This is a genomic window from Pontibacter amylolyticus (assembly GCF_014638845.1).
GTDB classification, from domain to species: domain Bacteria; phylum Bacteroidota; class Bacteroidia; order Cytophagales; family Hymenobacteraceae; genus Pontibacter; species Pontibacter amylolyticus.
Genome location: NZ_BMFP01000001.1, coordinates 1,080,894 through 1,101,312, shown reverse-complemented (window position 1 = coordinate 1,101,312; position 20,419 = coordinate 1,080,894). Strand labels below are relative to the sequence as shown.

Genomic DNA, 20,419 nt, shown 5'->3' with positions numbered 1-20,419 from the left:
ATGAAGATCCGGAACTGGAAAAACCCAATTGTCTGGCTTGTGATGCTCCTCGTGAGCGGTTGCGTCGACCCTTACTTCCCTGAAGTAAAAGAGTCGGGCAGTAGTTTTTTGGTAGTGAATGGCTTCCTGAACGCCAACGGACCCACCACCATACAACTGCTCCGCTCCCAAAGCCTTAACGATACAGAAGCGCCTCCCGCTGAAGAAAATGCCACCGTGATAGTAGAGTCAGAAAATGGCGAGCGATTTGGCTTGCATGGAACAGGATATGGCACTTACAGGCACCCCAACCTGCAGCTGAGAGCCGATTCCAAATACAGGCTGTACATCCGCACCAGATCTGGCAGCGAATACGCGTCTGACTATGTGGAAGTGAAAACAAGCCCTGCTATCGAAAGCGTGAATTGGAAAGCAGAAGGCGGGGAAGTGAAAATCTACGTGAACTCTCAGGACCCAAACAATAGCACGCACTATTATAAGTGGGATTATGAAGAGACCTGGCAGTTCCGGTCTGCACTTTATTCCGTCCTTATTTATGAGAATGGGCAGGTGCGTTTTCGTGAACCAAGTGATGTCCCCATCGCTTATTGCTGGAAATCAGATAACTCTACGCGGGTGGAGATAGGGTCATCTGTGAAGTTGAGCGAAGACAGGATAAGCAACTACAGGATACTCTCTATCCCTTATAACTCGGAGAAGATCAGCATGAAGTACAGCATCCTTGTAAAGCAGTATGCCCTGACGCGTGAGGCGTTCGAATACCTGGAGATGCTCAAGAAAAACACCGAAAACATCGGAACACTTTTCGATCCGCTTCCATCACAGTTGACCAGCAATATCCGCAGCCTTTCTAATCCTGATGAAACAGTTATTGGATATATATCGGCTACTACCATGGAAACGAAAAGAATATTTGTTAGCAGCCGTGACTTGCCGCGTGACTGGCGCCTCTATTATCCTAGCTGTGAAGTTGACACGGTGATGATCTCTTCAGGTCAGGTACAAGAGCGTTTTACAGGAGGCTACCTGATTCCTGTGGATGAAATCTATAGCCCTACGTCACCCGTGGCGATCGGCTATACCTATGGCACGCGCGCCTGCGTGGACTGCACCTTGCAGGGCACGAATGTTAAACCAGCCTATTGGGAATAGATGCTATACCTGAAACAAACGCCCAGAACGATGAACAGCGCTCAACATAATCAACCTCAGCCCGGCAGAAGAAGGTATGCCCTGCGCACCTTGCTTTGCCTGGTGCTAGGTATAGCAGGTATAGGAACGGTAAATGCCCAGTCGGGTCAGCAGCACGCGGCCATTAGCAGCCTGCAGCAACACCGGCAGGCATCGTTGCAGGAGAAGCTATACCTGCACATCGACAGACCCGTGTATGCCTGTGGGGACGAGATGTGGTTTAAGGTATACAACGTGGACGGCAGCCTGCATCGCCCGCTCGACATGAGCAAGGTGACGTATGTGGAACTGCTGGATGCAGACCAAAAACCTGCCTTGCAAGCCAAGGTGGCCATGAAGGATGGGGTAGGGAACGGTTATTTTCAACTTCCCACCACGCTCCAGACGGGCAACTATACCGTACGGGCCTATACCAGCTGGATGAAAAACTTCGATCCGGCGTTCTATTTCCAGCAGCAGGTAACGATCATCAACACCTTTGAGCAACTGCCAAAGCAGGAGGCCGCAAAAGCTAAAGGCTATACCTTGCAGTTCTTCCCGGAAGGAGGAAATCTATTGGCAGGGATAGCGAGTAATGTTGCTTTCAAGATATCAGGTAGTCAAAACGGTAAAGGGGCTGCACTGGCAGGCCAGGTGCTTGATCAGGATGGCAACAAGGTAGTCGATTTTACATCCCATAAGTTTGGGATGGGCCGCTTTGCCTTTACGCCACAGCAGGAGAAGCGCTATACCGCAAAACTACAGTTGCCTGATGGAAGCACTTTAGAGCAAGCCCTACCGCAGGTGAACGAAAGTGGCTATACCTTGCAACTGGCAGACAGCACGGACCAGTACCTGCATATTGCGGTGCGATCTATGGGCAAACCAGATGAGCAGGTATACCTGTTGGGGCATACCCGTCAGCAGGTGATCAGCTCGGAAAGAGCCCTGCTGCAAAACGGAAGATACGTATTCAGAGTGACCAAGGCCGATCTGGCAGACGGCATTACGCACTTTACCGTGTTCAACACAGCTGGCCAGCCCGTCAGTGAGCGCCTTTATTTCAAACGGCCGACAAACGAACTGGCACTGCAAGTGGCGGCGCCACAGCAGCAATACAGCCTGCGTGACAAGGTAAGCCTGGAACTGCAGGCCGCCTCGCAAACGCCGGCTAATCTCTCGATGGCCGTGTACAAACTGGATTCCCTGCAGCTTCAGCCTCAGGGGCATATTGCCAGTTACATCTGGCTCGAGTCCGACTTAAAAGGTGCGATAGAAAACCCAGCCTACTACTTTTCAGATGCTGGCAAGGCAGATCACCAGGCCATGGATAACCTGATGCTGACCCATGGCTGGAGTCGTTTTAAGTGGGAGGATGTGCTGGAGAAGGAGCCCTCCAAACATGCTTATCTGCCAGAAAACCACGGCCACCTGCTCTTAGGCAAAGTCACGCATAAGAGTTCGGGTAAGCCTGCTTCTGGCATCATGACATACCTGGCATCACCGGGCCACCCCATTCGCTTCTACAACGCCCAGAGCGGGGCCGATGGCAAACTGTTGTTTGAGTTGAAGGATTTCTATGGCAACAAGGACCTTGTGCTGCAGTCTGACTTCACAAAAGACAGCACCTACCATTTTGAGCTGCTCAGTCCTTTCTCTTCTCGCTATACCAACGAGGCGCCGGCTCATCTGCACCTCACAGAGTCGAGAGCAGCCGATATCGCAGAGCGTCACCTGCAGGTACAGGTGGAGCATGCTTATTATGGAGGATACCGCAACAGGTTCCATACGCCAGGTATAGATAGCTCAGCTTTTTACGGACAGCCATCGGAAAGCTACTTGCTCGATGATTACAAGCGCTTTAAAGTGATGGAGGAAGTGATGCGTGAGTATGTGCAGGGCGTACAGGTGCGTACTCGAGGTCGTAGCTTCCACTTCATGGTCATGAACCGTCCTTATAAGGCCATCTTCCGCCAAAACCCGTTGGTGCTGCTGGATGGGGTGCCGGTGTTCAACATCGACAAGATCATGGCCTTTGATCCGCTGAAGGTGAAGCAGCTGGATGTGATTGCCAGCCGTTTCTTCCACGGCCCGTTGTCCTACGAAGGGCTGGTGAGCTACCACACGTACAACGGCGATCTGGGAGGCTTTGAGCTGGATGCCCGCGCGCTGATGCAGGCTTATGATGGACTTCAGCAGAAACGTGAGTTCTATGCACCAGCCTACGATACCCCGGAACAGAAGAGTAGCCGCCTGGCAGATTTTAGAAACCTGCTGCACTGGGCTCCAAACATCAGGCTCGATCCCGGAAAAGGAGAGCAGGTAAGCTTCTATACCTCCGATCAGCCGGGCACCTACCTGGTAGTCGTGCAGGGCCTGACAGCCTCGGGAGAGACAGGCTATCAGTTGGTACAGCTTAAGGTAAACGGCCCGGTTGCGCAGAAGCAGTAACCCAACCATACAGGTATAGAAAAGCCCCTGCTGGTATCATCCGGCAGGGGCTTTTTGTATGTAGGGTCTGCTATACCTTAAAGCATTTGCACGCCCGTGTATGTATAAGGGCTTATCTTCTTCAGTTCGGCCTTGATGGCATCGCTCACCTGCAGGGTGTCGATAAAGCTGGAGATGGTCTGCTCCGTGATCTTCTCGTTCTTGCGGGTCAGGTCTTTCAGGGCCTCGTACGGTTGCGGGTACCCTTCGCGGCGCAATACGGTTTGTATACCTTCCGCCACCACAGCCCAGTTCTCTTCCAGGTGGTGGCGTAGGGCCGCTTCGTTCAGTTCCAGTTTGCCAATGCCGCGCTCCAACGATTTCAGCGCGATCACCACATGCGCCAAAGGCACGCCAATGTTGCGCAATACCGTAGAGTCGGTGAGGTCGCGCTGCAGGCGGGATATCGGCAGTTTGGCCGACAGGTGCTCCAGTACTGCGTTGGCTATACCTAAGTTACCTTCAGCGTTCTCGAAGTCGATTGGGTTTACTTTGTGCGGCATGGCCGAAGAGCCCACTTCGCCCGCTTTGATTTTCTGCTTGAAATAGCCCATGGACACATACTGCCACACGTCGCGCGAGAAGTCGATCAGGATGGTATTGAGGCGCTTGATGCCGTCGAAATAGGCTGCCAGGTTATCGTAATGCTCGATCTGGGTGGTGTACTGGCTGCGACGCAGGCCCAGCACTTCCTGCACAAAGCGGTTGCCAAACGCAGGCCAGTTCACATCCGGGTAGGCCACATGGTGGGCGTTGAAGTTGCCGGTCGCGCCACCAAACTTGGCCGAAAAGGGAACCTGGCGTACCTGGTCCATTTGCGCTTCGAGGCGCTCGGCAAACACCATGATCTCTTTGCCCAGTCGGGTAGGGGAGGCGGGCTGTCCGTGGGTATGGGCCAGCATCGGGATGTCTTTCCACTGGTACGCCAATTCTACCAGGGTCTGGTGCAGCTGCTGGTACAAGGGCATCAGCACACGCTCATCGGCTTCACGCAGTGAGAGCGGTATAGCCGTGTTGTTCACATCTTGCGAGGTCAGGCCAAAGTGGATGAACTCTTTGTAGGGGCTGAGGCCAAGCGTGTCAAACTTCTCTTTGATAAAATATTCCACCGCCTTCACATCATGGTTTGTGGTCTTTTCCGTTTCCTTGATGCGCAGGGCGTCTGCCTCTGAAAACTGCTCGTAAATCGCCCGCAGCTCCTGAAATTGGTAAGGAGGCACACCGGCCAGCTGAGGGAGCGGCAATTCGCACAGGGCAATGAAATACTCCACCTCTACCAACACACGGTAGCGGATCAGACCGAATTCAGAAAAATAGGTAGCCAACTCAGTCGTGTTGCGGCGGTAGCGGCCATCCACCGGAGAAATGGCCGTAAGTGATGTCAGGTTCATGCAAAGAGAATGTTTCGTTGGTCAAAGATAAGCTTAAAGCTATCGTGAGCCAAATGAGCCGATAGCTATTTAGCAACTAATCAGCTCTTAATAGAAGGCAAAAGTCGCAACCGGCCTCAAAAAGAACGTAAGTGCCGCCAATGCTGTTGATTTTCTGTAAAGCATTGCAAATGAAATGATTGGCTTTATTCTTGCAAGGGGCAGTGCGGTGAAGTGCCCAACGGTACATCTAAATCCTTCTGCGGTCGTATGCGGTTTAGATAACACAAACCATACGGTGTTACGTATGCGTGATGAAGTGCTATATAATATGGGCACTATATATTTATTCTTAATCTAATTAGCGTAATTCGCATCCTGATATTTTGAACCAGCGATTGAAAAAAAGAATACTAATAGGGGTCGGCAGCGTGCTGGGCCTTTTCCTGATCCTCCTTATTTCCCTGTTTGCATTTAGAAGTAGCCTGCTAAGCTATACCTTAAATCGTGTAGTGGAGAAAGTGGAGGGCCGCTACCCGGTTGATTTGAACATCGGGAATGCTGCATTTAATGGCCTCACCTCGGTGGTGCTGAGCGATATAACGCTGACGCCTCACGGGCAGCCACAGCTGTTTAGGACAGACAGCGTGCATGCCTCCGTAGGTTTTCGCTCCCTTTTCAAAGGGCGTATCGTATTGCGTGAGCTCGATGTGGCCAACGGCTACCTGACTGCCATCAAGGACGGGGACCGCAACAACTTTTCGTTTCTGTTCAAAAAAGACAGCGCGCAGCCTGCCGACACATCTGCCAAGGGTAGTCGCAACTATGGCGAGCTGCTCAACCGCGTGCTCGAAACGGCTTTCGACAACGTGCCTGATCAGGTGGATTTCAGCAACCTGAACGTTTCCTATACCTCTCCGAATCGTGTGATCGACATCAAAATGCCTTTCCTGATGATCAAGGATGGGAACATCGAGTCGGAGGTAGCCATTCGCACGGATTCACTCACCAACAACATGTTTGTGAAGGGAACCATCGACCCGCGTGACTATAACATCAAGGCAAGCTTTTTTGCCTCCGATACCTTGGGTATTAGGCTGCCTTATATCCAGGAAAAGTTCAGTGGCACGGTGGCCTTCGACACCCTGCACCTGGGCATGAAGGAGAAGCGCTATCGCCGGGACAGGCTGACCGTGAAAGGCAGTGCGATGGTGAACAACATGACGGTGAACCACGAAAAACTTGCGGACGAGCCGATCTTCCTGCGCGAAGGTGCCGTTGACTATGTGGTTTCGCTGGGGCAGAACCTGTTTGTGGTGGACAGCCTGACAGAAGTGCGCGTGAACAGGGCCCGCGCCAACGTGTACGCCTCTTACAACAACGCCGACGCCAGGATCATCGACCTGAAAGTGCGGACAAAGGAACTGCCGGCTAATGATTTCTTTGGGTCACTGCCCACCGGCCTTTTCGAAACGCTGGAAGGTATACAGGCCGAAGGAAAGCTGCAGTATAAGATGAAATTCCATGTGAACCTCGATAGTGTGGAGCGCGTGGTATTTGACTCTGACCTGGATGCCTCGAAGGACTTTAAGGTCGTGAAATGGGGACAGGCAAATCTGGATAAGCTGAAAGGGCCGTTCATGCACACGATGTATGAATACGGCAAGCCCATCCGGACTTTTATGGTAGGGCCAGCTAACCCGTTTTACGCGCCGCTCAACCAGATTTCGCCCTACCTGCGCAATGCCGTGCTCACAGCCGAAGATGCCGGTTTCTACAGTCACAAAGGCTTCCATGAAGAGGCATTCCGCCAAGCCATTGCCACAAACATCAAAAACCGCGATTTCGTGCGCGGCGGCAGCACCATCTCCATGCAGTTGGTCAAGAACGTGTTCCTGACGCGCAAGAAAACCGTGTCGCGCAAGGTGGAGGAGGCCATCATTGTGTGGCTGATCGAAAACCAGAGGATCGTGTCGAAAAACCGGATGTTTGAGATATACCTCAACATCATTGAGTGGGGGCCGGACGTGTACGGTGCCAAGGATGCCTCGCGGTTTTACTTTGGCAAGCAGCCCTCTGAGCTCAACCTGGCAGAGTCTATCTTCCTGACCAGTATTATACCTAGTCCCAAACGCTATAGGTCCTCCTTTGACAGTTACGGGAACCTGCGCAGCTGGAAGTCGGGCTACTATCGTCTGATCGGGGGGATTATGGCCCGGCGCGGCCTTATATCCCAGGCGGAGTACGAAAACCTGCAGCCGAACGTGCGACTGTATGGCCGCGCCCGCGACCTGATCGTGACGGCGCCGGACGCAGAGTATGAAGACACTACTGAGTTTGAACTGGAAACAATCGATATGCTGGGCTTTTAGGCCAGGACTATACCTGAAACAACGGCCGGCGCTTGTAAATGCGCCGGCCGTTGTTTTGTTTTGGGGCTGGCTATACCTGGACTTCTCAATCAACTAAGCAAAACATACCTGTGAGCACAACCCAAACACCCCTTCCTGACGATCCTAACCGCCAAGTGAACAAGCCCCGGTTCGGGGTACGGAGTGTGCAGGAACTACTCGTTCGTGCCGGGTTCGACTGGTTTTTGCTGGCGCTGATCGGCATGATCGTGTTGGCTTGGCTCTGGCCCGAAGGCGGCATAGACCGGGAGCCAGTCTCGTTGAGTGATGTGGCAGGTATAGGAGTTTCGCTGATCTTCTTCTTTTACGGGCTGCGCCTGAGCCCCGAAAAGCTTCGGGCGGGCCTGGGCAGCTGGCGACTCCACCTGGTGGTGCAGGCCTCCACCTTTCTGCTCTTTCCACTGCTCATCATGCCCCTGCGCGGCTTTTTTGAAGGCACTCCGTATGAACTGCTCTGGCTCGGGACTTTCTACCTGGCGGCTTTACCTTCCACGGTGTCTTCGTCGGTGGTGATGGTGTCAATAGCCGGGGGAAATATTCCGGCGGCTATTTTCAATGCCAGCATTTCGAGTCTGGTAGGTGTTTTTGTCACACCGCTGTGGATGGGGCTATACCTGACGGCCGGCTCCGGCGACTTCGATATGGGGCAGGTGATGGGCAAACTGGTCCTACAGGTGCTGCTGCCGGTTGCACTGGGCATTGTGCTGCACCGCTACTGGGGGGCATTTGCAGAGCGCAACCGAAAGCAGCTGCGCTTATCCGATCAAATCATCATTCTGCTCATCGTCTATACCTCTTTCTGCGAGTCTTTCGCCCGTGATATGTTCAGTGGGTATAGTATCGGAAACCTGCTATTGCTCGGCCTGGCCATGATCGGCCTGTTCTTTTTAGTGTATGGTATCGTGCATGTCATCAGCCGCCTGATGGGGTTCAGTCCAGCCGATAGAATTACTGCTATTTTCTGTGGCTCCAAAAAGTCGCTGGTGCACGGTACGGTCATGGCCAAAGTGCTTTTCCCCGATGCCAACATGGTGGGCCTGATGCTTTTGCCTATTATGATCTACCACGCCCTGCAGCTTCTGGCCTCCAGCGTGATCGCGCAGTCCATTGCCCGCAGGTATGGCTTGTCTGTAAAAGGGGAGTAAGACATAAAAAAAGGGCTGCCCTAAGTGGACAGCCCTTTTTGATACTATTGGCTAAATAGTTGAGGGTTGCTGTTATGCGACCTGCTTGACAGGTTTTTCCTTTCTGTTTTCCTCTTCTTTCAGTAGTTTCTTATCCAAAATGAACGGTCCGAACGGCAGGAGCGATGCGACTACGGCAGCTGCTACTTTCTTAATGGACCAGTTATGCGTCAGCGTCACTTCCAGTACCGACATCATATACAGCACAAACAGTACACCGTGTGCCCAGCCTGTATACTTCACCACCTCAGGTATACCTGCCATATACTTGATGGGCATCGCAATGCCAAGTAGTAGCAGGTAAGAGATTCCTTCGTAAATACCGATCGTGCGAAGTCTTGAAATAGGGGTTCTCATATGGTAATGCTTTTGTTCTGCTGCAATTTAGCACTTAACAGCCGAGTAACCCTAATCGTGCCATTGGAATGCAGAAAATTACGACAGACAGCAGGTATGGAAGTGTTATAGTTCAAATTAAAAGAAAAAAGGCTGCTCTAAAAGCAGCCTTTTCTAATGATGTATGTGACTATCTCCGATTACTCAGCTGGATCGAAATAAGCCCCCTCTGTAGAGGCTACCATAAATCCGTCAGGAGTTTTGGCTGACCAATTACCAGTAACCGTCTCAGCACCTTTAATTTCTTTTTCAAAAGTTACATAGTAGGTCTTTGTGCCTTTTGCAAGAGAAGTTTCATCCCAAAAAATAGTATAGTTATCGTTGTTGGTATGCTTTCTAACATTACCGTTCTCGCTTACACTCACGTTAGATACTTTTGCAGTCAGGCCGCCTTGGATGTGTACATTTGAATAAGCCTCACAGGTAGTTAGTGTGAACGCAACTTTCAATCTATACATGTTACCTCCAATGAGTTCTTTCTCAACAACAGTAGCTGTCATACCTTGAACACAGTCTGCTGTAAAAGTTACAGTGCCAGATTTGAAAGTGTTACTGAAACCATTATTTCCATTTGGAATGTAGTGAGCTCTGAATTCAAATGTTCCGGCTACATTAGATGTGAATTCGTGGGTATAGACACCTCCAGCTGTTACTGGATACTCATTTACCTTGGTCCAGATAGTTTTGCCTTCAGAATCAACACCTGTTGCCTGCTCTAGATGTAATTTACCATCTTTAGGTGCACTGGTACCAAAACTGATAGTGATTGTCACAGCATTGCCAATCATTTGTGTTGTTGGCGAGAAGCTTAGATTGATGTCAGCCTCTACTCTTGGAGTATTGCTTCCATTAGTAGCACCAACTTCTTTCTTAGCCGCATCAATAGACGTAGCGTTCATTCCTACTTCGTCAAGCTCCTTTGTGCAGCTTGTGAAAGTACCGGCTAACATGAGTAGCGCTGTGGTGAAAATGTACATTTTCTTCATTTTGATTTTTATAAAGGGTTAGTATTTGTGTATGGTTATATATTGATCTTTGATACTTTAACTTATGTTATTGTAAAATTGTTTCATTAAATTTTATTATTCAAATATCTAAGTAAAAATATTTTTATATAAACATCATATATTTATAATAGCGAGTGCTGGAATAGGATGGAAAACCTGCGGCTTCCGTGCGGCTTAGCGGCTGATTATTGGGTTGGATTAGTAGAATATGAAAAGCTGATCACTAGCAATTGCACAAAAAAAAAACAGCCTGACAGGTCTTCAATAAAAGAAGCTGTCAGGCTGTTTTAATCATCAAAAACCAGACTACGAACTCAGGCCGTAGTTGTAGAGGTGGGTACGGGCATATTGCGATCGCACTTCCTGGAAAATAGTCTTTACAAAGGCCTGGTCTATACCTGCGCTGCTGGCTTGGTGCAGGAGGTTTTCCAATACCAGGTCCCAACGCACCGGGTCCGGTGTCTCGGCACTCTTTTCAACCGGCTTGCTGTAGTCGCCGAGCTGTGCTGTGACTTTGGTGCGGCGCGATAACAAGGTCAGCAACTCGTCGTCGAGGTGCTCTATTTCCTTGCGGAGCTTTTCCATTTGTGTGTTTTGCTTCAGCTTTTCGCCTGGCGTATGCTGCTGTTTCAGTGCCTGCAGGAGCATGTGCAATTCCTGCGGCATGATCTGCTGCTGGGCATCGCTCAAAGCGGCGGCCGGGTTGTGGTGCGACTCTATCATCAGGCCATCGTAACCCAGATCGAGGGCGCGCTGGCTTACCGGGCGCAGCAGACTGCGGCGACCCGCTATGTGGCTGGCATCGCAGTACATGGCCAGGCCGGGCACCTGCTGGCGCAGCTCCAGGGCATGCTCCCACTTCGGGTGGTTGCGGTAAGGGGCGCTGTCGAGGGTAGAGAAGCCGCGGTGCATGGCGCCAAGATCCGTGATGCCGCTGATGTGCAAACGCTCCAGGGCACCCAGCCACAGGGCCAGATCCGGGTTAACCGGGTTCTTCACCAGTACAGCCACCTGCACCCCTTTCAGGGCATCGGCTATTTCCTGCACCAGAAACGGATTTACGGTGGTGTGAGCACCAATCAGCAGAATGTCCACACCCTGTTGCAGGGCTTGCTCGGTTTGTGTGGCGTTGGCAACTTCGCAGGCGGTGCGCAGCCCTGTTTCCTGTTTTACGGTGCGCAGCCACTCCAGCCCGATAGTGCCTACGCCCTGGAAATTGCCCGGGCGGGTGCGCGGCTTCCAGATGCCCGCTCTGAACACCGACACGCCTCTTACCTTTTTCAGGCCAAGGGCGGTTTGCAACATTTGCTCTTCACTCTCAGCGCTGCACGGGCCTGCAATCACAATTGGTCGCTTGCTGCTTACCAACTGGCTCTGTTGTCCTGCTAATTTCTTGCTGCTGTGTGCTGCTGTACTCATGGGTATTTGTGATTTAGAATATGCCTTAAAACAAAAAAGCCCCGCTTGTGGCGGGGCTCCTGTGGTACCTGTGTATGTTGATGTTTTACCTAACGCACAAAGTTCTACCAGGGAGCCCCGTTGGAGGCACCAGCTTAGAATTTGTAAAAATGGAGGCGTTAGCGAAAATCATTTCTTCTCAATTATTCTGCAATTGAAAGCAATTAAACTTACAAAAGCAAATATGTGGCGCTAATTTTAGTCAAAAAAATTAAGTGTCCGGATTAAGAAACGTCTGCATTAGGCGGCTGTGGAAGCTCGTCGTCCTTTTTCGGGAAGAGGAGCGAGGCCACAATGGATATCGTCAAAATACTGGCAACTACCAGCAGGGCGTAGCGCATATCCATGTGGTAAATGTCGCTCAGCAGTAGCTTGGCCCCGATGAAAACGAGGATCAGTGACAGGCCATAGTGCAGGTAATGGAACAACTGCATGATACCGGCTAGGGCAAAGTATAGCGCGCGCAAGCCGAGCAGGGCAAATACGTTAGAGGTATAGACGATGAACGGATCTTTTGAGATTGCCAGAATAGCAGGTATGGAATCGGCCGCGAACACCACATCCGTACTCTCCACCATAATCAGCACCAGAAAGAGCGGGGTGGCATACAGCTTTCCGTCTATTCGGGTGAAGAACTTGCCGCCCACGGCTGTCTTCGTAAAGCGCAACTTCTGGCTGGCCCACACAATTAGGGGGTTTTGCTCCGGGTGAAGCTCATCATCACTTTTGGTGAAGGCCATCTTGATGCCCGTATACACCAGGAAAGCCCCAAGTATGTAGATGATGAAGTGGAACTTGGCAATAAGCGCCACACCCACCAGTATGAAAACGCCTCGCAACACCAAGGCGCCGATGATACCCCAGAACAGAATTTTGTGCTGATACTGTTGCGGTACCTTAAAGAAGTTGAAGATCAGGATAAAGACGAAGAGGTTGTCGACGCTCAGCGATTTCTCGATCAGGTAGGCGGTCAGGAACTCCATGGCAGGGCCAGAGCCCTTCCAGTAGTAAATGCCCACATTGAAGAGAAGCGAGAGCGCGATCCAGAAAGCGCTCCAAAGCAACGCCTCCTTTATCTTCACCACATGCTCTTTGCGATGAAACACAAACAGGTCTAGCCCCAGCAGCAGCAGGATAAACGCGTTGAATATGACCCAGAAAAGAATATCGTTCATAGGAGTAAGTGTTTAGCATGTTGGCCTACAAACATAAGTGGGCACAGCTATACCTAATCCGTAAAGTTAATTTATTTAGCGCGGGATGCACTGCTTTGCGGTGAGAATATATTTCCAAAAAGAGAGAAAGCCAGCATGGTATAGCCTGCGACTAGTAGCGATCGAAATGGCGGAAAAAGCTGTTCACCTTCATCCGGATCACCCCCAGCACCGCTTCCTTGAAGATGCCTTTCGACATCTTGGACTGGCCTTTGGTGCGGTCGGTGAAAATGATGGGCACCTCCTTGATCTTGAAACCATACTTAAAGGTGAGGAACTTCATCTCGATCTGGAACGCGTAGCCCACGAAGCGGATCTTGTTGAGCTGGATGGTCTCGAGCACTTTGCGGCGATAGCACACAAATCCAGCGGTGGTATCGGCGATGGGCATGCCGGTGATCAGGCGCACGTACAGACTGGCAAACCACGACATCAGTACGCGGCTCATCGGCCAGTTCACTACGTTCACGCCCTGCACATAGCGGCTGCCGATGGACATATCATACCCGTCTTCGGCGCATGCCTGATAAAGGCGCACCAAATCATCAGGATTGTGCGAGAAGTCGGCGTCCATCTCAAAAATCAATTCGTAACCTTGGCGAAGCGCATACTTGAAACCGTGAATGTAAGCGGTGCCCAGACCTAATTTGCCGGTGCGAGACTCCAGGTGCAAACGCTCGCTGAACTCCTGCTGCAGGCTGCGTACAATATCGGCGGTACCATCGGGTGAACTGTCATCCACGACCAGGAGATCAAAGGGGTGGGGAAGTGACATCACCTTCCTGATAATAGCCTCAATGTTTTCCTTTTCGTTGTAGGTCGGTACGATCACCAGCGAGTCATTCATACCGCAAATATAGCTATTAGGCTATTGAGCGGGAAGAGGGGCGTGTATTAATTTTAGTGGCGATGGCTTTGGCCTCGCTAACGCAGTCCGGTACCGAGACGCCGGCATACCAGTTTGCCGAGATAAACAGACCGTCCTGCTCTAGCACTTCTGCCATGTGGTGGGCATCCTCAATATACAGATCAAACTGCGGAAGCGCGTGCGGCCACAGATGCAGGTGCTGGTACACAGGGGCCAGCGCCTTGATCTGATAGGTATCCCGGAGCTCCTGGTGCACCTGCTCAAGCAGGGCGCGCTCGTCGAGCTGGGTATGCCCGGCGAAGCGGGCGCCGCCAACATAGGAGGTCATCATAACCTCATGCGGACGGCAGCGGTTCTCGAACAGAGAGCTCGTCCAGATAGAGCCCGAGGTGAAAGATTGCTCTTCCCAAGGGTGCAGCGCTCCGAAACCTTTTAGCGGGTGCCCTACTTCGGCGCGATTGTATACCGTGTGCACGACGGCCATAGGCGGGTAGTTGATGTTCTGCAGCGCCGCCGACATACCCGGGTAGGTAAACTCGATCAGTTCGGCAGCCTGATGGGCAGGCAGCGCAAGCACCAGGATGTCATACTCCTCGTTGTCGTGGTCGCCGTTGGCGGCGCAGCTGATAATGTACTTCCCCTTGATGCGGGTGATGAACTCAACCTTGTGGTCCAGGTGCAGCGAGATCAGCTTGTCGGCAATGGCCTGTGGCAGCGTGGACATGCCATTACGGAAAGAAAAGGCACGCTGAAACACGCCCCGCTTTTTTTTCTGCACCATACCTTCCAATACAGAACCATACTCGGTCTCAAGTCCTTTGAGCTCCGGATGTGCCTTGTTGACCAGCAGCTGTCGGGGGTCTCCTCCGTAAAGTCCGCTGATCAGAGGAGCGGCCAGGTAATCCATTTGCTTGACCCCGAAGCGGCGCTCAAAAAAATCTGATACGGTCTCATTTTCTACTTCGGCAGGCGGCTGTTTTCTTTCCTGCAGGATTCTGTATTTATCTTCCTTCGAAAACAGGTCGTTGACCAGAAAAGACTTGGGGCAGGAAGGGACGGCGTGCAGCTTGCCTTGGTGCAGTACATACCTTTTGTTATTGCGCGGGGTTAGCGGCTGTAGTTCGGTCTCCAGTTTGAGTTCTGTGATGAGCTGCAGGAGCTCCTCGTTCATTTGCAGGGTATTAGGTCCCAGCTCGAAGGTATAGCCGTTTTTGTGCAGGGTGCGCATGTTGCCGCCCACCTCGCTGCCGGCTTCAAACAGGTCGTACGCCACACCCTGCCGCTGCAGGTAATAGGCCAAAGACAGACCCGAAATTCCCGCCCCAATTATCGCTACTCTCATTTTTTCTTGCCTGTAAGCTCTAGTTATCTGTGCCTTAGTGGAGCAATATTGCTGCCAGGACATGCATATCCAACGTAATAATTCTAATTTTAGCGCCTGAACCTATAGATGAACAATGCAGCGAAAGTGCATATTCCTGGACCGTGACGGTGTGCTCAACCGCGAACGAGGAGACTATACCTATACCCTGGAAGATTTTGAGGTGCTGCCGGGCGTGCCGGAGGCTTTGGCGCTTTTGAAGCAAAACGGCTATTTGCTGATTGTGGTTACGAACCAGGGCGGCATTGCTAAGGGTCTGTATACCAAGGCCGATGTGATGGCCTGCCACCGGAAACTGCAGGAAAGCTGTGGCCATTTGATTGACGCGATCTACTACGCCCCGTCGCACCCCCGCTACTCCGAGTCCCTCTCCCGCAAACCCGACAGCCTCATGCTGGAGCGCGCAATAGCCAGGTATAGCATCGACCCCGACCAGAGCTGGATGGTAGGCGACTCCCACCGCGACCTGGAAGCTGCCGAGAAAGTAGGTATACGCTCAATCATAGTAGGCGATAAGTATGCTGCCGAGAGCTATACCTGGCAGGTAAAGGATTTGTTGGAAGCAGTGGAGCTTATACTTGGGGAGTGCTGAAGCCGACTCATGAAGCAGGTCTGCAGTTTGTCGGTTACTCGTTTTGGACTCTTAGCATTAACCCGTTCAAGGAAGGCTTACTTGTAAACCCGATTTTCATCGATAATTAAATATTGTCTATATTTAATGTATGATTTACTTACGTCTTATACCTAAGGGTTCACTGGTTTGCCTATTGTTAGTGTGCCTGGTATTTAGTGGGTGCAGCAAAAAGGGCTATGTCAATTTAGATTACCCACTGGCGCCAGAGGTATACCTGCCTGACGGTGTGAGAAAGATCGCGCTGGTGAACAGATCGCTCACGAGACCGGAGCATAAGCAGGGGAAAGTGCTGGAGGCCATTGTGACGGGAGAAATCCTGGGCTCTGACCGATTGGCCTCCGACGAGAGCCTGAAGGGAGTGTTCGACAGGATCAACGGGTATATCGGCATACAGGCTGTTATACCGCCCCAAACCAGGCTATACGGAACGGGCACCCGCGAGACGCCCGAACTGCTTGACTGGCAGTTGGTACGGGACATCTGTGCTGCCAGCAACGCGGACGCGCTACTCGTGCTCGAAACCTTCGACTCCAACTCCGATCTGTTGCTATCGACGGTTGGCAACCGCGTGACGGCGGCGCTGGGAAATAATGTTCCTATACCTGCTGTTCCAAACCAGGTCAGGGTGAATGTGCTCACTTTCTGGCGGTTGTATGATCCTGTCTCCAAAACCATCATCGATCAGCAGCAGGCAAGGAGCTTCCTGACGTTCAATGGTGTTGGCAGCAGCAATCTGATGTTACCCCCGCCTGAAGCGCTACACAGCACGGCCTACGAGGCCGGGCGCAACTACATCGGACGTTTTCTGCCACGATATTATACCGTTAAGCGGGAGCTTTACAAAAAAGGAAAAGGGTCCAGCAAACAGGCATTCAGGGCGGCGTTCAGGAGCTCCGAAGTCGCAAATTGGCAGGGGGCTATGGAAAGCTGGAGTGCCATCTTGAACCAGGCCAGTCGCAAGAACGCCGGGAAAGCCTGCCTCAACATGGCCGTTGCGCACGAAGTGCTGGGGAATACAGATCAGGCCCTGCAGTGGGCTAAAAAGTCGTACGAGGTTTATGGCAACAAGCTCGGAAGAGACTACGCAAACATATTGCTCAACAGGAAAAGGCTGGAATAGCTTTATCCGAATGCAAAGCGAATTCCTTATAAATTATTGACGAAGCTTAACTATAGCATCCATGACAGAACTGACAGCAAAAGCCACGATTCAAATCCAAAAGCCGGTTGAAGAAGTTTTTGAAGGAATTGTAAATCCCGAAAAAATGACGAACTATTTCATTTCGGAGAGCAGTGGGCGAATGGAGACGGGAGCGGAACTGACCTGGAAATTTCCTGAGTTCCCGGATGTGTTTCCGGTGAAGGTGAATAAGGCCGAAGCCAACCGTTTGGTTTCCTTCACCTGGGACGAAGAAACCACCGTGAACATTGTACTGGAAGCACAGCCTGACCAAAGCACGGTAGTAAAAGTGACCGAAGGCGCAAAAGCATTCAATGAAGAAAATCTGAAATGGGCGATTGGAAATACCGAGGGCTGGGCAAATTTCCTGGCCTGTATGAAGGCTTACCTGGAGTATGGCATACAACTACGGAAAGGAGCATTCGACTTCATGAGAAACGGTTAGCACCCCTTGAAGAGGGTAAACTGTGCTGACAGCCAGATTGCTAACCGGTAAATGAAGGTTTAAGCAGGAAGGGCTGAAAGCCAGTAGGTTATCAGCAGTTTGTAGAACCAAATTTGGGATGGGAGAAATACTGTGCAAAGTTGACCAGAAACAAAAAAACCGGCCTTCAAGCCGGTTTTTTTATATCCAGAGGCAATCGCGCGGATTAGCCTTTGATCACTTCAGTTGCCTGCACAAGGTCAGTTGCGGGGGCGTTCTGCTCGGACACCTCCACACTGGCAAAGTTGTAGGCTGGGCAGTAGGTCTTGCAGGAAGTCATACCCAGAGCCAGGATGAATGCGCCGAATGCTGCTAATTTCTTCATGGTAAAATATTTAAATAAACGATGGTAAACCAAAAATACAATTTTTACTATAAATGCAAAACAGTATACGCAAATTTAACGACCGCAGCCTTAAATTTCGTATCCCAGTATGTTCAGCATCGACTCATAGGTCTGCTCCGGGGCAAATTGCCAGCTTTTGAGCGTACCGTCTTCCTCGCGATCCACCAGTATGTGCTGTGGTGAAGGGATCAGGCAGTGCTTGATGCCGCCGTACCCACTCAGTTGCTCCTGGTAGGCGCCTGTATGGAAGAAGCCGATGTACAGCGGCTTATTATCCTTTGGTACTTTTGGCAGGAACACCTGGAACGAGTGCATCTCTGAGTTATAGTAATCCTGGCTGTCGCAGGTCATGCCGCCCAGCTGTATTTTGCGGTACTCCTTGTCCCAATGGTTGATGGCCAAAAGCGGCCAGCGCTGGTTCAGTGCCCAGGCGTCCGGCAGGTTTGTGATAAACGAACCATCGATCATGTACCATAGTTCCTTGTCGTTCTGGAGCTTCTCATCCAGGATGGAGTAAATGTTGGCCGCGCTTTCGCCTACGGTAAAGATACCGAACTCCGTGAAAATGTTAGGCTCCGGCACACCCTCCTCCTGGCAGATGCGCTTGATCGTGCGCAGGATCTCCTCAGTCATGTACTGGTAGTTGTAGTCCGCCTGAATGGAGGTTTTGATCGGGAAGCCGCCACCGATGTCGATGGTGTCCAGCTCTGGGCATACCTTCTTGAGCTCACAGTACTTGTGCACAAAGCGGCTCAACTCCGACCAGTAGTAAGAAGTGTCTTTTATACCTGTACTGATGAAGTAGTGCAGCATTTTGAGCTCGAAGCGGTCGTCTGGCTTGATCTGCTGCTCATACAGGTCGATCACGTCGTTGTAGCGCACACCCAGGCGCGAGGTATAGAACTGAAACTTCGGCTCTTCGTCAGAGGCGAGGCGCATGCCTACCTTGGTCTTCACTTTTACGTGCTCCTTGTAATAGTCAATCTCGCCGATGTGGTCGAGTATCGGCATACAGTTCACAAAGCCGTCGTTGATGAATTCCGTGATCCACTCGCGGTAGCGCTGGCGTTTAAAGCCATTGCAGATGATGTAAGTGTTCTTATCGATTTTGCCCTTTTTGTAAAGTGCCTTCACGATCTGCATATCGTAACCAGAAGAGGTTTCGATGTGGATGTCGTTTTTGAGCGCCTCCTCCATTACAAAAGAGAAGTGCGAGGCCTTGGTGCAGTAGCAGTAGGTATAAGTACCCTTGTAGTCAAGCTTCTGGATGCCGTCGTTGAACAGACGTTTCGCCTTCTGTATCTGCGAACTAATCTTGGGCAGGTATGTTAATTTTAATGGAGTGCCATACTGTTTGATCAGGTCCATCAGCGGGATGCCATTGAAAAACAATTCGTTGTTCTCTACGGTAAACTCGTCTGTAGGAAAGTCAAAAGTCTGGTGAATCAGGTCGGTGTATTTATCCATTCTGGTGCTTGTGGGCTTAAGAAAACATGCAATATTGTTCGTTATTTACCATCTTTGCAAAAACTTTGTTTAAATTATAAGAATCGTTCAGTTATTTATTCCTATCACGCTCTTTAAAGCGGGAAAATAAATAGAGTGGAAGAGCGGTGCGTGTGCATATTTATTTTGCGCGCCTCAGCATGGGCAGGTCCGTTGCATGCTACTTGCTTTGCCATCCTGAAATGATTCTTGTAACGAGCGGAGAGGGCGTCTTCATTTGACTGTGAAGTATCCTTCCAAAAGCGAGGATACACGAACTTGATTCAGGAGTAGTAGAGAGAAGGCAGCCAGGGGAAGAAAATGCTGCGGAGACCCGGCCGAATAACTTTAGACCACCAATTGCCTATGAAAAAGATTAAGCTGATAGAAGTACGCTCAGAACTCGGCGCAGGCACGCGCGGAGCCAATATGGGGATAGACGCGTTGCGGGTAGCTTGTTGGGACAAGGGTTGCGATTATTTCAAGCGCTTCAACTCTATCAGTGTGCCTGACCTCAACTATACCCTGTTCGATAAGGACGTGTTCCCGAATGCGCACCGCATCGACAGCATCCTGACCGTGCAGAAAAACATTGCCAGTGCCGTCGTGCAAACGCTGGAGCTGGACATGTTCCCCTTGGTGCTTTCCGGTGACCACTCCAATGCGCACGGTACCATAGCAGGTATAAAAGCCGCTTACCCCGACAAGACCCTGGGTGTGATCTGGATAGACGCACACGCCGATATCCATTCGCCGTATACCTCGCCGTCCGGCAACGTGCACGGCATGCCAGTGGCCATGGCCCTGAACATCGACAACCTGGAGCGCCAGATAAACGACCCCGAGCAGGAGACGATCTTCTTCTGGAACTCGCTGAAGAAACTGGGCTTTGACGGCCCGAAACTCAAGCCGGAGCACCTGGTCTACATTGTGGTGCGCGACACGGAGGAGCCGGAGGATTTTCTGATCAAAAAGCACGGCATCAAGAATTTTACCTATGCCGAGTTTACCCAGAAAGGGCCGGAGCAAGTGGCTGCCGAGGCGCTGGATCGCCTCCGTGACTGCGACATCATCTACGTGTCCTTTGACGTGGACAGCCTCGACTCGAAGTTTTCGAAAGGAACGGGTACGCCAGTGGAAGTGGGTTTAACTGTAGAAGAAGCGAAATTGCTGAACTACCACCTGCTGCAGGACCCGCGCATCGTTTGCTACGAGATGACTGAGATCAACCCGACGCTCGACACCGAAAACACCATGGCCGAGAACGCCTTCGATATACTGGAGACCGCCACCGACGCCATTTTACACCGGGAATTTAATAAAACAGCTATACATTAATCT

17 protein-coding genes are annotated in these 20,419 nt (G+C 51.2%); 8 read left to right on the top strand and 9 right to left on the bottom strand.

The window, feature by feature from the left end; translation table 11 throughout:
* Positions 1-1,152, top strand: coding sequence for a DUF4249 domain-containing protein (locus IEV97_RS04840; protein WP_188500340.1), 1,152 nt, complete (start codon positions 1-3; stop codon positions 1,150-1,152).
* Between the two features lie 30 nt (positions 1,153-1,182).
* Positions 1,183-3,621: a hypothetical protein gene (locus IEV97_RS04835; protein ID WP_188500339.1), complete on the top strand. Its 2,439-nt coding sequence runs from the start codon at positions 1,183-1,185 to the stop codon at positions 3,619-3,621.
* Positions 3,622-3,698: 77 nt separating this feature from the next.
* Here IEV97_RS04835 and purB read toward each other — a convergent pair whose 3' ends face one another.
* On the bottom strand, positions 3,699-5,051 hold the full coding sequence (gene purB / locus IEV97_RS04830; protein WP_188500338.1) for an adenylosuccinate lyase: 1,353 nt from the start codon (positions 5,049-5,051) through the stop codon (positions 3,699-3,701).
* 377 nt (positions 5,052-5,428) lie between these two features.
* Between purB and IEV97_RS04825 the strand changes: the two genes are divergently transcribed.
* Both IEV97_RS04825 and IEV97_RS04820 read left to right on the top strand, forming a co-directional pair.
* Positions 5,429-7,402, top strand: a complete 1,974-nt coding sequence (locus tag IEV97_RS04825; RefSeq protein ID WP_188500337.1) for a biosynthetic peptidoglycan transglycosylase — start codon at positions 5,429-5,431, stop codon at positions 7,400-7,402.
* A 185-nt stretch (positions 7,403-7,587) separates the two neighbouring features.
* Positions 7,588-8,586 carry a bile acid:sodium symporter family protein gene (locus IEV97_RS04820; RefSeq protein ID WP_262890282.1) on the top strand — a complete coding sequence of 333 codons (999 nt, stop codon included), beginning with the start codon at positions 7,588-7,590 and terminating at the stop codon, positions 8,584-8,586.
* A 72-nt stretch (positions 8,587-8,658) separates the two neighbouring features.
* Here IEV97_RS04820 and IEV97_RS04815 read toward each other — a convergent pair whose 3' ends face one another.
* The 6 genes from IEV97_RS04815 to hemG form a co-directional block, all read right to left on the bottom strand.
* Positions 8,659-8,982 (bottom strand): DUF3817 domain-containing protein, encoded by a 324-nt coding sequence (locus tag IEV97_RS04815; protein WP_188500336.1) that lies wholly within the window; start codon positions 8,980-8,982, stop codon positions 8,659-8,661.
* A gap of 179 nt (positions 8,983-9,161) precedes the next feature.
* A complete protein-coding gene (locus IEV97_RS04810) occupies positions 9,162-10,007 on the bottom strand; it encodes a hypothetical protein (protein ID WP_188500335.1) in 846 nt (281 codons plus the stop codon).
* A 327-nt stretch (positions 10,008-10,334) separates the two neighbouring features.
* Positions 10,335-11,447, bottom strand: a complete 1,113-nt coding sequence (locus IEV97_RS04805) for a bifunctional 3-deoxy-7-phosphoheptulonate synthase/chorismate mutase type II (RefSeq protein WP_229733796.1) — start codon at positions 11,445-11,447, stop codon at positions 10,335-10,337.
* A 263-nt stretch (positions 11,448-11,710) separates the two neighbouring features.
* Positions 11,711-12,661, bottom strand: coding sequence for a TerC family protein (locus IEV97_RS04800; protein WP_188500334.1), 951 nt, complete (start codon positions 12,659-12,661; stop codon positions 11,711-11,713).
* A 151-nt stretch (positions 12,662-12,812) separates the two neighbouring features.
* Positions 12,813-13,547: a polyprenol monophosphomannose synthase gene (locus IEV97_RS04795; protein WP_188500333.1), complete on the bottom strand. Its 735-nt coding sequence runs from the start codon at positions 13,545-13,547 to the stop codon at positions 12,813-12,815.
* 16 nt (positions 13,548-13,563) lie between these two features.
* Positions 13,564-14,910 carry a protoporphyrinogen oxidase gene (gene hemG, locus IEV97_RS04790; RefSeq protein WP_188500332.1) on the bottom strand — a complete coding sequence of 449 codons (1,347 nt, stop codon included), beginning with the start codon at positions 14,908-14,910 and terminating at the stop codon, positions 13,564-13,566.
* 115 nt (positions 14,911-15,025) lie between these two features.
* On the opposite strand from hemG, the gene IEV97_RS04785 reads away from it, so the two are divergent.
* The 3 genes from IEV97_RS04785 (at position 15,026) to IEV97_RS04775 (ending at position 17,208) form a co-directional block, all read left to right on the top strand.
* The gene (locus tag IEV97_RS04785; protein WP_188500331.1) at positions 15,026-15,541 is read left to right on the top strand and encodes a D-glycero-alpha-D-manno-heptose-1,7-bisphosphate 7-phosphatase; all 516 of its coding nucleotides are present in this window, start codon (positions 15,026-15,028) and stop codon (positions 15,539-15,541) included.
* A gap of 268 nt (positions 15,542-15,809) precedes the next feature.
* Positions 15,810-16,703, top strand: a complete 894-nt coding sequence (locus IEV97_RS04780; RefSeq protein ID WP_188500330.1) for a DUF6340 family protein — start codon at positions 15,810-15,812, stop codon at positions 16,701-16,703.
* Between the two features lie 61 nt (positions 16,704-16,764).
* Positions 16,765-17,208, top strand: a complete 444-nt coding sequence (locus IEV97_RS04775) for an SRPBCC domain-containing protein (protein ID WP_188500329.1) — start codon at positions 16,765-16,767, stop codon at positions 17,206-17,208.
* 205 nt (positions 17,209-17,413) lie between these two features.
* On the opposite strand, the gene IEV97_RS04770 is transcribed toward IEV97_RS04775, so the two are convergent.
* Both IEV97_RS04770 and IEV97_RS04765 read right to left on the bottom strand, forming a co-directional pair.
* Positions 17,414-17,572 (bottom strand): hypothetical protein, encoded by a 159-nt coding sequence (locus IEV97_RS04770; protein ID WP_188500328.1) that lies wholly within the window; start codon positions 17,570-17,572, stop codon positions 17,414-17,416.
* A gap of 90 nt (positions 17,573-17,662) precedes the next feature.
* Positions 17,663-19,060, bottom strand: coding sequence for a type III PLP-dependent enzyme domain-containing protein (locus IEV97_RS04765; RefSeq protein ID WP_188500327.1), 1,398 nt, complete (start codon positions 19,058-19,060; stop codon positions 17,663-17,665).
* A 384-nt stretch (positions 19,061-19,444) separates the two neighbouring features.
* Here IEV97_RS04765 and rocF point away from each other — a divergent pair, with 384 nt between their 5' ends.
* Complete coding sequence (gene rocF / locus IEV97_RS04760) at positions 19,445-20,416, top strand: arginase (protein WP_188500326.1); 972 nt, start codon at positions 19,445-19,447, stop codon at positions 20,414-20,416.
* Positions 20,417-20,419: the final 3 nt, after the last annotated feature.